The organism is Bacteriovorax stolpii (assembly GCF_002872415.1).
Classification (GTDB): domain Bacteria; phylum Bdellovibrionota; class Bacteriovoracia; order Bacteriovoracales; family Bacteriovoracaceae; genus Bacteriovorax; species Bacteriovorax stolpii.
In genome coordinates this window covers 1,711,046-1,724,186 of the sequence record NZ_CP025704.1, presented here as the reverse complement: position 1 = coordinate 1,724,186, position 13,141 = coordinate 1,711,046, and the positions used below count along the sequence as shown (strand labels likewise).

Annotated in this window: 14 protein-coding genes; 5 read left to right on the top strand and 9 right to left on the bottom strand. The window is 41.3% G+C overall.

The genetic code is table 11. The features are described 5' to 3' along the window. Nucleotides 1–73 precede the first annotated feature (73 nt). Complete coding sequence (locus C0V70_RS08540) at nt 74–1,228, top strand: THUMP domain-containing class I SAM-dependent RNA methyltransferase (RefSeq protein WP_102243446.1); 1,155 nt, start codon at nt 74–76, stop codon at nt 1,226–1,228. On the opposite strand, the gene C0V70_RS08535 is transcribed toward C0V70_RS08540, so the two are convergent. The 8 genes from C0V70_RS08535 to C0V70_RS08500 form a co-directional block, all read right to left on the bottom strand. Continuing rightward, nucleotides 1,217–2,698 (bottom strand): HAMP domain-containing sensor histidine kinase, encoded by a 1,482-nt coding sequence (locus tag C0V70_RS08535; protein WP_102243445.1) that lies wholly within the window; start codon nt 2,696–2,698, stop codon nt 1,217–1,219. The two genes, C0V70_RS08540 and C0V70_RS08535, sit on opposite strands and share 12 nt — an antisense overlap. A 3-nt stretch (nt 2,699–2,701) precedes the next feature. Next, nucleotides 2,702–3,373 carry a response regulator transcription factor gene (locus C0V70_RS08530; RefSeq protein ID WP_102243444.1) on the bottom strand — a complete coding sequence of 224 codons (672 nt, stop codon included), beginning with the start codon at nt 3,371–3,373 and terminating at the stop codon, nt 2,702–2,704. A gap of 3 nt (nt 3,374–3,376) precedes the next feature. Further along, on the bottom strand, nt 3,377–4,603 hold the full coding sequence (locus C0V70_RS08525; protein ID WP_102243443.1) for a hypothetical protein: 1,227 nt from the start codon (nt 4,601–4,603) through the stop codon (nt 3,377–3,379). A 105-nt stretch (nt 4,604–4,708) separates the two neighbouring features. Beyond that, nucleotides 4,709–5,137 carry a hypothetical protein gene (locus C0V70_RS08520; RefSeq protein WP_102243442.1) on the bottom strand — a complete coding sequence of 143 codons (429 nt, stop codon included), beginning with the start codon at nt 5,135–5,137 and terminating at the stop codon, nt 4,709–4,711. A gap of 81 nt (nt 5,138–5,218) precedes the next feature. Beyond that, a complete protein-coding gene (locus C0V70_RS08515) occupies nt 5,219–6,391 on the bottom strand; it encodes a hypothetical protein (protein WP_133566735.1) in 1,173 nt (390 codons plus the stop codon). 35 nt (nt 6,392–6,426) lie between these two features. Further along, on the bottom strand, nt 6,427–6,735 hold the full coding sequence (locus C0V70_RS08510) for a hypothetical protein (protein ID WP_102243440.1): 309 nt from the start codon (nt 6,733–6,735) through the stop codon (nt 6,427–6,429). A gap of 7 nt (nt 6,736–6,742) precedes the next feature. Continuing rightward, the gene (locus C0V70_RS08505) at nt 6,743–7,939 is read right to left on the bottom strand and encodes a U32 family peptidase (RefSeq protein ID WP_102243439.1); all 1,197 of its coding nucleotides are present in this window, start codon (nt 7,937–7,939) and stop codon (nt 6,743–6,745) included. After that, a complete protein-coding gene (locus C0V70_RS08500) occupies nt 7,936–9,147 on the bottom strand; it encodes a peptidase U32 family protein (RefSeq protein WP_102243438.1) in 1,212 nt (403 codons plus the stop codon). The genes C0V70_RS08505 and C0V70_RS08500 overlap by 4 nt, the downstream gene beginning before the upstream one ends. 58 nt (nt 9,148–9,205) lie before the next feature. Here C0V70_RS08500 and C0V70_RS08495 point away from each other — a divergent pair, with 58 nt between their 5' ends. From C0V70_RS08495 to C0V70_RS08485, 3 genes are all read left to right on the top strand, one after another. Continuing rightward, nucleotides 9,206–10,372, top strand: coding sequence for a hypothetical protein (locus tag C0V70_RS08495; RefSeq protein WP_133566734.1), 1,167 nt, complete (start codon nt 9,206–9,208; stop codon nt 10,370–10,372). Further along, on the top strand, nt 10,369–10,830 hold the full coding sequence (locus C0V70_RS08490) for a Crp/Fnr family transcriptional regulator (protein ID WP_102243436.1): 462 nt from the start codon (nt 10,369–10,371) through the stop codon (nt 10,828–10,830). Before C0V70_RS08495 ends, C0V70_RS08490 begins: the two co-directional genes overlap by 4 nt. A gap of 142 nt (nt 10,831–10,972) precedes the next feature. Continuing rightward, nucleotides 10,973–11,176: a hypothetical protein gene (locus tag C0V70_RS08485; protein WP_102243435.1), complete on the top strand. Its 204-nt coding sequence runs from the start codon at nt 10,973–10,975 to the stop codon at nt 11,174–11,176. Nucleotides 11,177–11,244: 68 nt separating this feature from the next. On the opposite strand, the gene C0V70_RS08480 is transcribed toward C0V70_RS08485, so the two are convergent. Then, nucleotides 11,245–12,237, bottom strand: a complete 993-nt coding sequence (locus tag C0V70_RS08480) for a malate dehydrogenase (protein WP_102243434.1) — start codon at nt 12,235–12,237, stop codon at nt 11,245–11,247. A gap of 161 nt (nt 12,238–12,398) precedes the next feature. On the opposite strand from C0V70_RS08480, the gene C0V70_RS08475 reads away from it, so the two are divergent. Continuing rightward, nucleotides 12,399–13,127: a hypothetical protein gene (locus tag C0V70_RS08475; protein ID WP_102243433.1), complete on the top strand. Its 729-nt coding sequence runs from the start codon at nt 12,399–12,401 to the stop codon at nt 13,125–13,127. Nucleotides 13,128–13,141 lie beyond the last annotated feature (14 nt).

Below are 13,141 nucleotides of genomic sequence, written 5' to 3'. Positions count from 1 at the left end.
TAAATTGGCCATGGACGTAACCCCCATGGCCTTTTTTTTGGACTTTTAAGATTTTTTCCTCCATAACCTTTTTATGGAACAAACCGCACAATTCTATCTCATCTACCCTCTTGGTCTGGTTGACCAGGGTCTTGATGAACTCAAAGAAAAATGGGAGCTGCATTTTAAAGATCAGCCTCTTTCAATTCTTTCTGTTGATGAAGGTGGAATTCTTTTATCGGCCACAACTCTACAAGGTTTTCTACTCAATCACCTGCTTCGCACTCCCACTCGCATTCTCATGAGGATTGCTGAATTTAAGGCCCGCGATTTTCCAAAACTCTTTCAAAAGATTTCTAAAATCCCATGGAAATCTCTAATGATCGGACAGGCCCCGGAAGTGGTGGCCGCTGCGACAAACTCAAGACTTTTTGACTCGAGAAAAATTGCCAAGGCCCTTCAGGATGGGATCCTTGAGAGCTACCGCAAGCAACCAGTTAAGAAAAAATACCTCGATCACTTAGAGGCCAATAAAACGGCAGAACTTCCAAAAGTTTACTACCGCGCTGTCGATGACGTGATCACTATCAGCCTCGATACGACCGGTGAAATCCTTCATAAGCGCGGAGATAAAATCTATACAGGTCTTGCTCCTATTAGAGAAAACCTGGCGGCCCTGCTTCTAATGGCCACGACTAAAAACCTTCCAAAAGAAGAGCTGACCCTCATTGACCCTATGTCTGGTTCGGGGACATTTCTCATTGAAGGACATGATTATTTTTCTGTGAACACTGAAAGAGAGTTTGCTTATCAGCACACTCCTCTTTGGATTGATGTGGCCCTAAAGAAAAAAGTTATGGATGAACTTCAAGGAAGGCCTTCTCCTTTTGCTAAACTTCAAGGATTTGAAATCAATCCTGACGTGATTGAACTGGCCCGCAAAAATGCCGAAGGCAAAAAGATTAACTTCACTCAAAGTGACCTTTTCTCAGAGGATAATTCTCTCGTTGGAAAAAATGTGGTGGTGATTAACCCGCCATACGGTCTGCGAGTTGGTGAAAAAGAAGAGATCAATTTAGATTATTATAAAAAGGTCATTTCGATGATCAAAAAGAAATACCAACCAGTTCGTTTAGGGATCATCATCCCGGAAGAGCACAAATTCAATCCGAAAAAAGAGGAACTCATCGCCCGCCTTCCTTTTAAAAACGGCGGGCTTCCAGTTGTTTTTTATATCTTAAACGTCTAATCGCGGAAAAGTGATTCTTAAAACGGCGCCTCCGCCAGGATTATTATCAATTTTCATTTCGGCCGAATGGATTTCACAAATCTTGTTCATAATTACGGCACCAAGACCAACTGAAATTTTTCCTTCAGTGTTTTCATTAATTCTTCTTGTGGCACGTTTTTTCCCAAAGGTATTAATTTCCTCCTGAGTCAGCCCCTGGCCATCGTTAGTGATTTCGATGGAAATATTTTTTGGGTCAACTTCAAGAATTCTCACACTCACTATACTACTAGCATTTTCAGCGGCATTAGAAAGTGCATTTTTCATCAAGCGTTGGAACAAGTGCTGGTCTGCTTTGACGAAGTAAAATTCATTATACACAAAGGCAATCTTCACTTTCTTATGAGTCTCATTGGCCACTTGAACTTCATGCTGAATAACATCGTTGACATCAACAGTTGAAAATTTTCCGCGGTATTTTAAGTCATGCACTCCCGATAAAAAAAGCAAGTCTTCAACCAAATGATGAAAGTAATCCACTTCTTTAAGTGTCATCTCCAGGCTTTCCTGCCTGATTTCCCCACTCATGCGCTCGCCCTGATAAAGAAGGCTCTCAAGCATACTTTTCATTGAGGCCACAGGAGTTCTTAAGTCGTGGGCCAATTCTTGGAGTAATTTTCTTCTTAAGCTATCCACATCGCGAAGATCGACAACGAGTTTTTCAATCTCGTCGGCCATCTGGTTAAACTCGAGCATAAGTTCAGAAGCTTCATCAATTTTTGTAATGGGAAATCTCGCCTTTAAATCACCAAGCTTAAGCGCGCGCAGGACTTCTCCCGCTTTCTGAGCTTGGCGTTTTAAGAAATAAAGGACAAGTAATGAAGAGGCAGTGATAACAAATAAAATGATCACAAAAGTTAAAACCAGAGGGATCATCACCATTGGAAGAGGTCTTCCTCCAATATCGATACGTGGCCCCGGCGGTCCACCACCAGGTCCGCCTGGAGCGCCAGGAGGAGGTCCAAATTTTCCAGGTCCTCCAGGATCAAATTTAAAAACTAAAAAATGCTCTCCATCATAGTTATAAACCTGGTCTTTAAATCTTTTTACGTCAGAAACTTTTCCTTGAATTTCTAAATATTCACCTACGTTATTTGGCAGAGCAAACCGCGCTTCTTCACGAGTGACAACAGAAATAGACACCGGCGGTTTTCCTCTGCCTCTTCTTTCTGGGCCAGGCCCTCTGTCTTCACGTGGGACATCCTGAAAATTGTTGTATTCAGCAACAATTTCTTCAATCGGCATTTTGGTTTTTTTAGCAATTAACTCAATCGTCCTCAGCGACTCGTACATGAAATGTCCTTCCATGCGTTTTTCCTGAGAGTTTAAAATGAGGTGTGTTCCTAAAAATCCAAGTCCTACGGCCAGAAAACTGATAACGAAGGAAGCGAGGATAAATTTAACAAGGAGTTTTTTATTTTTACTGACCATAACCTACTCGATAATCTCCAGTTTATATCCCACTCCATAGACCGAGCGGATCTGGATTTTTGTGACTTCATTGGCCTTAAGTTGTTTTCTAATATGGCTGATATGAGAATCGATCGTGCGATCGAAGATCTCTCCGCCCTTACCTAAAAACTCCATCAAACGGTCGCGTGTAACGATTTTTTCCGCGTTAATTGAAAGGCAATAAAGCAATTGGATTTCTGTATTGTTGAGATCAATTTGTTTTTCACCTAAGCGCACTTCGCGCTTTTCCAAATCAATCTTTAAATCGCGATAAGCTGTATTGGATTTAGATCCGGTAACATCGCGAGTGTGGGCCTTAATTCTAGCAAGCAACTCCTTTTGGCTAAAAGGCTTTCTTAAAAAATCATTTCCTCCGGCATCGAAGGCCATAAGCAATGAGTCTTCATCAGTCTGTGCCGTTAAAAAGATGATGGGCGTTTTTTGAAAATCAGCTCGCAGTTCTTTACAAAGGTTGATCCCATTTCCATCTGGAAGCCCAATGTCTAAAAGAATGCATTGGAATTCGTTGTTAGCAATTAAATCGTGGGTCTCCTGAACACTTTTACACCAAAGAACTTTAAAGGATTCAAGCTCCAGCGTCGTTTTAATACTTCTTCCTAAAATTGGATCGTCTTCAACTAAAAGTACTAACATTCTTTAATTCCCCATTTGTGCAAAAGATGATGTTCCCATATAAGGAATCCCAATTTGTGAGCCATATGTGGCATAGTAGCTGTTGCCACTGTAAGGATTCATCATCGAGTTGCCATAAGTATAACTAGAATTCATGTCTGACGCCATAAAGTTATAACCAGTCGTATTCGACGGAAATGGATTCATCTGCAAGCGATCATTTCCATATCCGCCCATATTCATCTGGTTTCCATAAACATTCATTTGATTGTTCATCATGGCCTGCTGTTGGCGAGGCATTCTTGGCATTTGATTGCCAGTTTGCATACCGTACATTCCTTGCGGCATCTGATTCATATTTCCCATTTGTCTTTGGTTCATGCCCCCCATTTGCATCTGATTCATATTCCCCATTTGCATTCCAGAGGACTGCCCCATATTTTGAAAATTGTTCATCATCTGCTGGCCTATCGCTGAAGCCATTTGAGAAACATTCGACGATGATCCACCCATGTTCATATTCATGCCCATGCCTTCGCCTCTACCTTGGCGGCCTTTGCTTTTTCCTTCCGCCATTTTTGGACGATCTTCTTCTTTATCCCTATCTCTTGAAGGACGATCGCGCATTTCTTCGTTCGGTCTTCCTTGGGCCATCTCTTTTTTCAATTCTTCTTTAAGCTCATTCTTAAGCTCATTGCGGAGCTCTGACTTCATACGCTTGTACTCTTCTTCAGTCAGGATGATTTTAGTCACCTTCGCTGAGTCTTTCATTGAGTCAGTTGTGGTTTTCTCAAGAATTGGCTGAGACTTTGCGCCTTCACATTTCACATCGGTCTTAGCAACAGTTGATTTTTCTTTCTTTTTGTTTTCCAGGATATTTTTAATGGCCTTCAATAAATCAAACTGAGCAACCTCTCTTTCTTCCTTCATTTTTTCAAAATCAGGACGAGTGCCGTTTTTTCTCATCTCATCCATTTTCTTTTTGCGGTCTTCTTGAACTTTAGCAAACTGATCTTTGATTTCTTTTGTGTCTTTATTTTCAGTAAAAAGTTTTTGAAACTCTTTTGCTTCAGCTTCATCTTTGAAGAGTTTATTTTTTGAATCGTAAGTAAACTTTAAATCTTCAAGTGACTCTTCAGGAGGTCTTCCCATTTCCATTCCAGGAGTTCTCATTGGTGGTGGTGTTAGAGGTTCAGCTTTTGCTGAAACTGAAAAAAGAAGGATTGTTAAAATCAACAGCCCGTTTGCCATAATAACTCCCGAAGTTTTGTTATTTTTGTCATTATGGCAAAGGATTGTTGAAACATCATGGAAAGGTCTTAAAGTGCCAGAATCCTTAGGATTTCGAGGGGGAATCTAAAGGTCTTTTATTGCACTTAAGGTCTTATTCATCGATCGCTCTAAATTGCGAAGAAGGGCCATTTCTTGTTCAAGTCTGATCATCTCTAATTTCTTTTCCAGAAGAACTAAATTCTTCTCTTCAAGTTTTTGTCTATAGGCCTTGAGTTTTTCCGAAGGGCTTAGGTTTCTATTATCAGCAATTTCATCTACTAATGGAACTTCTGTTGCCTCTGCGACTTCAACAGCTGCAGGAGATGGAGTTTCAATTGTTTTTTCAGGAAGTGTTGGTTTAATCGCACTCACAGTTTTTGGACGTGCTTCCACAGTTACACAGTTAAGAGCTTCTGTGCTTTCTTTTAGAATATCATCTTGTGCCACTTGAGTTGTATCAGCAGAGGCAGCGGCCATAGTAAACAGAGAACTCATTAAAACAATCTTCTTCATAATCCCTCCAAGAATCGTCGATACATTCAAGTACCAAATGACTATGGAAAGATTGTGGAAGGATTGTCATTATTACATGGTTTAATCCAGGAGTTTCTTCCTGATGGTCTCGTCGTTGAAGCGCCAGACGACGCTGTCGATGAAGAAGTGGTGGACGTTGATGAAAACAGGAATGGCGACAAAAAAGAACATCACTTGAAAGCGCCTGTCAGTTGAAAACCATGAATCCAGCATCTGAGGAACATATTCAAAAGAAAGGTAGCCAACTAAAAAAAGAATGAGGATTTTCATACTCATCACTTTTATTTTTTTGATTCGCTCCCAACTGTGCTCAGGTGCTTCAAGTTGATAAGCAAAAAGTAGATATTGAAGCCCGTGAAAAAAAGGGACGGCCAAATAAAAAAAATCCATCATTCCAAATAAAGGTACCCACCAAAAATGCAGAGCAATCCACGGCACCAGGATAGCACTAGTAGGAGTCTTGCCTAATTTGAAGTTTTTATAAAGCACAAAATACACCACCATGAACCCACTAATGATGACGGCCCACAATGACCATATTTCAAGAAACTTAGGTAAAATAATTTTGCTCATTGGGACGTTAAAAAACATAGAGAAGGCCCCATTACCTTCTGCCGCCAGGTTCGTGACAAAAAAGAAATTATAAATGGCCACACTAAAAAGACTGATCTTCCAAATAAGGCGCTGTAATTTACTGATAGGATAATTATGATAGTGGGAAAAAACCATAATACAACCGAATGCCTGCTTAGAATAATGCCATCCTGTCGTCAGATACATAATTCGCACAGCAAGCCCCAAGAGCTCAATTCCTAAATTAGGAAGTTCCCCTACTTTATAGCCAATACCAATCGCACTAAAGATGCTGTTAAGTCCGGCAACAAAAGAAGAAGTGTAGATTTGCTCATGAAAAAAAAAGAACGTCACAAGATAAAGAACAAGAAAAAAAACCGGGACACCAACCAGAGAGGGCCAATGCTTAAAAATAAATCCCTTCCCTCTTCCGTATCCAAAACGATATGAAATTAAAAAGTGTGGATAATTGCAGGCGATAGACAGCCAACTAAAGGCCATCATCATTTGAAAAAACTGAGGTTGAACTTCTTGTTCAGTTTGAAAGAGGCGCATCGATGTCATCACCGCCCACACGATAAGACTCAGCCCACCTAAGAGCAAAAAGTCCATCGATGGCGTCGTCAGCGAACGCAATGGTCTGTCTTCCACATTTTCCATAAATAAATTGTACTGATGATTAAAGAAGATGAGAACTAATTTCTCAAAAAACACTGATAAGAGCTGTCGTTTTCAAATGTCCCCAGAAGTTTTCCATCTTCAAAGGATTCAACACTAAAGACAACGTCTCCTTCGCGGGTGAAGATAAGCGTACAGTCAACAGTGGAGCTCTCCACTTCATCCAGGATATTAAGTTCATTGCCAAAGCGGTCTTTAACAATGATTTCTCTTTTTTCTGTGTCGGCGATAACAATGGCCCCTGTGTTGTAGCTACGACACATATATGTGCTGCTAAAAGCAGAAACTGAAAAAAGGCCGACAAAAAGAAGAGTCATGATTTTCATAAACTTCCTATTGCACCAGGTAGACTTGAGTTTTAGCAACCACACCACTTAAAAAAGGAAGAAGCACAATTTCGTTAGTCGCTGCGCTTTGTTTTTCTAAGCGGCTTGTGTCGATAATTGTGTTAATGTTGACGTTTTTCACTTTGCCTTCAGGAGTGACTAACTGAACTTCCTGCCCCAGGTTCAGTTTTAAGTGTTTTGACTTAACCACGAGGGCCATCTGTTGATCTCGTTCCACATCGACGATCTCGCCAATGTAGTTGTCATCTTGGCGCTGGATGCGCTTATTTTTAAGTTTCGTAAACAGGACATCGGTTTTATTGATGTTGTAGAACCCTTTAATCATCGGGCGAGGATGAGCATTTTTAATATTGATATCAGCATGAGACACGCGGCCGTAGTAAAGATCAAGCATTGTCTCTAAGTGATTAAAGCTTTCATCAAAACGCAGGTCAAAACGAACAGCAGCGATGTTTAGCGCTTTTAATTCTTCTAAGTGATCAAGTAAGTACAGGTCTTTTACGTTAAACATAAAAGTCCCGTGAGCGTTTTCAATTAAAGGGAATCCTGCATGGGGACTCTCCTCACTTGTTCCGAAGGCCTCGATATTTTTGTCCTGAAGTGACTTCTGGATCTCTTCTTTTTTAAGTGGTGAAAGCAAAAGGCGTGGAGAATAAAAAAGAAGAATGCGCCCAAAGGCCAGGACTTCTAATCCAGATGACAGTTCACCGGCGTAGCGGCTTAAGTGTTCGCGAGAAAGTTCATTTGAAAGCACCAGGCGGTCTAATTGAGCACCCAGGAAAGAACTCCAACGAGATAGTCCCTGGAAGTTATGGTTTCCATTTTCTAAAATCAACTGCACTTTTAACCAAGGGTATGTTTCTACGATCGTGTTAAGTGCTCCCGGGTCTTGAACTCGGATGGCCTTAAATTCATGCAGAGGAAGTCTGCTGATTGTTTCTTTATTTTTTAAGAACAAGTTTTCCTGCTGAAGAACATCCCACTCTAAAACAAGCGGAAGTTTCAGCGACTGGTTTAATGTAACCAATTCTAAAAGCTCTTCAAGCCCCATTTCACTGTAGCGAGAAAGAGTTCTTGTTCCAACAATCACTTCTAAGTCATCACGGTTTACTTTTCCAGCGCTGACAAGAGAGGCCAGTTTTTCTAATTGAATTTTATTTTCTGCATAGGTGATAAATTTCATACGCGCACCTCTGCTTTTTTTCTAATCAGGTTAAATCTTTCGGCCCCGGCCATATAAGGAACCTTCACGACACTTCCCGGTTTTGATTTGGGGATTTCAATTCCTGCGATAGTTTTAATCGTCGCGATCTTGTGGTTGATGATTCTGCCTTTAAACGGCATGATCTCTAACTCATCTCCAGGATAAAATGCGCTTCTAACTTCCATCAGGATGTGTTCATTTTCTTTTACTTCAAGCACCACACCACTGACCGTGTATTCAATCTCATCGCTTTCGCGCTGATTGTAGATTGAGCTTTCATCCGCATACTCATCCAGGCTTCCAGTGGTGTAATCGCGGTGAGAGATTTTTCTTAATTCTTCTTCCCAACGGATTAAATCATCTGAAAGGAAGTTCCCGTGAGTCTTATAATAGCGAAGAGCTTCAGCATAAACCTTCGACACAGTCCCTGCATAGTAATGGCTTTTGTTTCTTCCTTCGACTTTTAGTGAATCAATACCCGCTTCGATAAACTCAGTGAGCATACGGATTCCTTCCAGGTCTTTTGAAGACATAAAAAAAGCTTTTTTGGCCTCTTCGTCCTGGTTGAAATCAATACTGTATTCAAAACGGCAAGAGTGCGCGCACCCTCCGCGGTTTGAGTCGCGGCCTTGGGTATAGTTTGAGATGACACAGTTTCCAGAGAAGGCCATACACATTGATCCGTGTACGAACATTTCAATCTCCAGACCTGTCTCTTCTTTAATTTTCTTTGCTTCTTTAATCGTCACTTCGCGGCCAAGAACAATTCTCGTCACGCCCATTTTCTTCCACAGTTTTGCGGACTCAACGTTTAAACACGAAGCTTGAGTTGATAAATGGATGACTAAATTAGAGTGTTTTTGAATTTCAGTAATAACCCCTAAATCAGAAACAATAACGGCATCAACTTTTAGTTCTGATAACAGAGCTAAAAACTCAGGAAGCTCTTCTAAATCTTTATCGTGAAGGAAGCTGTTAAGAACAACATAAACCAGTGAACCTCTTTCGTGAGCGAACTCTACGCCTTCTTTTAATTCTTCAGCAGTGAAATTGTCTGAAGCCTGGCGAAGTCCAAACTTCTGCCCACCCAAATAAACAGCGTCTGCTCCGTAAAGAACAGCTACTTTCAATTTCTCTAAACTTCCGGCCGGGCTCAAAAGCTCCGGGGTCCAAATGGTGTTGGTCATACTTTTCCTTTTTAAATACGCCCTTTTAGATACCAAAAAAATCCAATACAATCAAAGTATGTTAAAAAAGTTACTCATTTTGATTCTCCTGGGGGTTGTCGGCGCAAGTGCCTACTTATACTGGGATTACTCCAAAAAACGCACGGTCATCACCCCGTACCCATACTCTTTCCTAAACAGTTTTGATGAAAAATTCCAGAAGGACCACGCTAAGGAGATTCAGGAAGCAGAAAATGCCAAGATTCTCATTGTCGGCGATCGCATGGGAAAAACCCTCGATCCGTATACGGACAACATTCGTTCGCAGTTCCAGGGACTCTTAAAAACGCCTCCAACAATCTACAACTGGAGTGCGGATAATGAAGGACTCTTTCGTACAATTCATAAGATTAAAATGCTTAAAAAGCTTCCTCCCATCATCATTTATTTTGGAGGAACAAGCGAACTCTTTGAAAAAAAATTTGAGATTGATGATCAAAAAAAGATCCTGAAAAATTTTAAGACCTTCGATGATGAAAAACTTATTTCACTCATCATCACTTTCCCATGGGTCTCAAAAGCACTTTACCGCGATATCCATTATCAGGACCTAGGTGAATTTAAAGAGTACAAATCTAACCTGGCGGCCAATGCCAAGCTCAATGAAAAACAACTGACTTTCAAACTTTTTGAATATGAAGTCAGAGAGTTCGTCGATTACATCAAAGACAAAAAAAGTAATCTGGTTTTTATCACGGCTCCCCTTAATCTTGAGGCCGAACCTAAAGAAGTCTGTGCTCACGCAGAAAGCGAAGATGTCATCGGTGTTCAGCAGGAAATCGAAGCTGAGCTAAAAGAAGGCGCTTATAAAATGGCCTTCCCTAAAGCGCTGGAGCTCTCAGGTGTCACCTTCTCCAATGCCCGCTCATTCTATCTTCTAGGGCGTGCGGCCCAAGGGGTTGGTGATATCAAAACGGCCAGAGATGCACTGATGAAGGCCACTGTTTTTGACTGCGCAAACTGGCGCGGAAACGCCGTCTACAACGCCATCATTAAAGGCTATGCTCAGAAAAATCAAATCAACGTTTTGGATTTTGATCAATTCATGAGTTCCAAACTCGGAGACGAAGGGCTCTTTCAGGATGAGATTGTCCCGCAAAATGTTTTCTATCAAAGCATGGTCAGCGAACTTGGTGACATCTTAAAAAAGATTTTAAGTGTAAACGAAGAAGGAGTATCGAAATGAGCCTGGAGTCTGAAGGTACTGTAAAAATCAAATTGAAAAAAGATGACATTCTTTTTTTGGCCGAAGATGAAGAAAACGATCTCTTTATTATCCAGAAAGGAAAAGTCATGGTCTTTGTTCAAAAGGGGTCACAGATTATCCCGGTGGCGTATCTTGGAGACGGAGAATATATTGGTGAACTGTCTTTCTTCGATGAAGGTGCAAGAAGTGCCAGTATCATTTGCATGGAAGACACAGAGTTCATTAAAATCCCTTATGAAGAAATGAATCAGCGCTGTCCTCCCTGGATGAAAGTCCTAGGTCAACAACTGACTAGAAAGATAAGAGAAGGAGATGAACTGATAAGGTCAAAAGGTATCCGTAAAAAAAATGTAGAGGGCATAAAACCCCTGACAATCGAAGAGCAAACCCATTGTTTTAAGTTAGTCGATCAAAAAAAACAGTCACGATCATCATAAAAAACGAGGCCGTCGGTGTCACAAAAACACCGATAGTCATCTAAATGCCCAGCGAAACTTTGGCACGATACTAGCAGTATACATAGTAGAAGATGTTGAAAGGAATTCTTCATCTTACTGAACGACTTTACAAGGAGGTCCTATGAAATCATTACTATCTAAAAAAGGTCTTTTAAACCTTTCTCTTTGTGTGTTTACAGTCGCTCTTCTAGCAAGCTGTTCTTCTTCGCCTTCAAGACAAATCGCTGAAGAACAAAAATCAGATGTTGCCAAAATTCAAGATGGAGAGCAGGCACCACACAAATTCCACAGCAAGAGATTTGAGAATTATAACGAAAATTATTAGCTAATAAAAAAGGCCCCTTTTAAAGGGGCCTTTTTTTTAAGTGAATAGATCGTTATGTTGTAAAGGAATTAGATTAGACCTAATTCTTTTACAGCGTCTCTTTCTCCGCGAAGCTCGTTAAGAGTCACGTTGAATTTCTCAGTTCCGAATTCATTAAGCTTCACGCCGTCTACGACTTGAAGTTTTCCGTTAACTGTTCTGCATGGGAACGAGAAGATTAGACCTTTATCTACACCGTACTCTCCGTTTGAAGCCAGGCACATTGAGTATGTCTCACCTGCTTTTGTTTCGTGAGTTAGGTGGTAAATTCCGTCTACAACAGCGTTTGCAGCTGAAGCAGCAGAAGATAGACCGCGAGCTTTAATGATCGCAGCTCCACGCTTTTGAACAGTTTCAATGAAAGCGCCTTTTAGCCATTCCTGATCAGCGATTGCTTCGTGAGCAAATTTACCATTAATTTTAGCATTGTAGAAATCAGGGTACTGAGTTGCTGAGTGGTTACCCCAGATTGTCATGTTAGAAACTGCAGTTACATCAACACCAGCTTTTTGTGCTAGCTGAGTTTTTGCTCTGTTTTCATCAAGAGTTGTCATTGCATAGAATCTGTCAGATGGAACACCTTTAGCTGCGTTCATCGCGATCAATGCGTTTGTGTTACATGGGTTACCAACAACGAACACTCTAACGTCTTTTGCGGCGTTAGCTGCGATTGCTTGTCCCTGAGTTGTGAAGATACCACCATTAATCTTTAGAAGATCAGCTCTCTCCATTCCGTCCTTACGAGGAACAGATCCAACCAGGATGGCCCAGTTTACATCTTTAAATCCGACAGCGTAGTCAGATGTACATGTTACTTTTTTTAGTAGTGGGAATGCGCAGTCGTCTAGCTCCATTGCTACACCTTTAAGTGCACCAAGAGCAGCTTCAAGCTCGATGAGTTGAAGTTCAACTTCTGTTTCTGGTCCAAACATTTGTCCAGATGCAATTCTGAATAACAATGCATAACCAATTTGTCCTGCAGCTCCAGTGACTGCTACTTTCACGCGGTTTTTTGCGCTCATTAGGATCTCCTCTATAGATTTTTGTGTATGAAAAAGAGTTTTAGATAGCTCTGGCATGATAACGCTAGAGAAAGCTTTGGTAAATAAAACATTTGAGCATTATGCGGATTGACTTAGATGAGTTTTTACCAATAATGTAAACATCAACTAAGGATCAAAGAATGAGCGAGCAATCAAATAATAATTCTGGTGGAAATCAGCAGAGACCTCAAAGTAACCAAGGTGGCCAAAGCGGTCAGGGACAAAATAACAGAAGGCACAACAACCGTCGCCGTCACCGCCCAGGCGGAGGACAAGGCAACAACGCAGAGCCTCGCCAAGCAGGACAAGGTCAAGGACAACAGGGACAACAAGCAAGACCGCAAGGTCAGCACCCTAATCGCCCTAATCAGCCTCAAGGACAGCAAGGGCAGGGTCAAGGCCAGAAAAAGAAACCAAGACCACACCACAACCGTCCACGCCCTCAAGGACAAGGCCAGCCTCAAGGGCCGGTTTCTCCTCTTGAGCGCATTTACGAAAAGTATTTAAACCTGCTTGATCAGCATATTATTGCCAGAAGAAAATACCACGACCTTTTCTACAGAGCAGATCCTGCTCAAAAGGCAAAGCTCGAAAGAAATTTCTACAACACACTCAACGACATCCGCGAATTCGAAAACAAACTTGCTCCGGATGTGAAAGTGCTTTTTGAAAAGAGAAATAACGGCTATCAAAACGACCGCATTTATACGACTAACCATGCATTACCGATTGAAGGTGATGTGGTTCCAGAAGACCTGCCACCAGCAGAGCCTCACCTTTTACAGTCGCAAATCAATTGTGATTATTCAGAAGACACGGAAGAAAGTGTGGGAACGGCCGAAGACTATTTAAGGTATAAAAACCTATAGGACTCGGCCGGAGT

Excerpts from the sequence above, each read along its gene's own strand:
- C0V70_RS08480 (WP_102243434.1), bottom strand. The coding sequence starts at position 12,237 with ATGAGCGCAAAAAACCGCGTGAAAGTAGCAGTCACTGGAGCTGCAGGA.
- C0V70_RS08525 (WP_102243443.1), bottom strand. The coding sequence starts at position 4,603 with ATGGCAAACGGGCTGTTGATTTTAACAATCCTTCTTTTTTCAGTTTCA.
- C0V70_RS08475 (WP_102243433.1), top strand. The coding sequence starts at position 12,399 with ATGAGCGAGCAATCAAATAATAATTCTGGTGGAAATCAGCAGAGACCT.
- C0V70_RS08540 (WP_102243446.1), top strand. The coding sequence starts at position 74 with ATGGAACAAACCGCACAATTCTATCTCATCTACCCTCTTGGTCTGGTT.
- C0V70_RS08505 (WP_102243439.1), bottom strand. The coding sequence starts at position 7,939 with ATGAAATTTATCACCTATGCAGAAAATAAAATTCAATTAGAAAAACTG.
- C0V70_RS08520 (WP_102243442.1), bottom strand. The coding sequence starts at position 5,137 with ATGAAGAAGATTGTTTTAATGAGTTCTCTGTTTACTATGGCCGCTGCC.
- C0V70_RS08510 (WP_102243440.1), bottom strand. The coding sequence starts at position 6,735 with ATGAAAATCATGACTCTTCTTTTTGTCGGCCTTTTTTCAGTTTCTGCT.
- C0V70_RS08535 (WP_102243445.1), bottom strand. The coding sequence starts at position 2,698 with ATGGTCAGTAAAAATAAAAAACTCCTTGTTAAATTTATCCTCGCTTCC.
- C0V70_RS08485 (WP_102243435.1), top strand. The coding sequence starts at position 10,973 with ATGAAATCATTACTATCTAAAAAAGGTCTTTTAAACCTTTCTCTTTGT.
- C0V70_RS08490 (WP_102243436.1), top strand. The coding sequence starts at position 10,369 with ATGAGCCTGGAGTCTGAAGGTACTGTAAAAATCAAATTGAAAAAAGAT.
- C0V70_RS08515 (WP_133566735.1), bottom strand. The coding sequence starts at position 6,391 with ATGGAAAATGTGGAAGACAGACCATTGCGTTCGCTGACGACGCCATCG.
- C0V70_RS08500 (WP_102243438.1), bottom strand. The coding sequence starts at position 9,147 with ATGACCAACACCATTTGGACCCCGGAGCTTTTGAGCCCGGCCGGAAGT.
- C0V70_RS08495 (WP_133566734.1), top strand. The coding sequence starts at position 9,206 with ATGTTAAAAAAGTTACTCATTTTGATTCTCCTGGGGGTTGTCGGCGCA.
- C0V70_RS08530 (WP_102243444.1), bottom strand. The coding sequence starts at position 3,373 with ATGTTAGTACTTTTAGTTGAAGACGATCCAATTTTAGGAAGAAGTATT.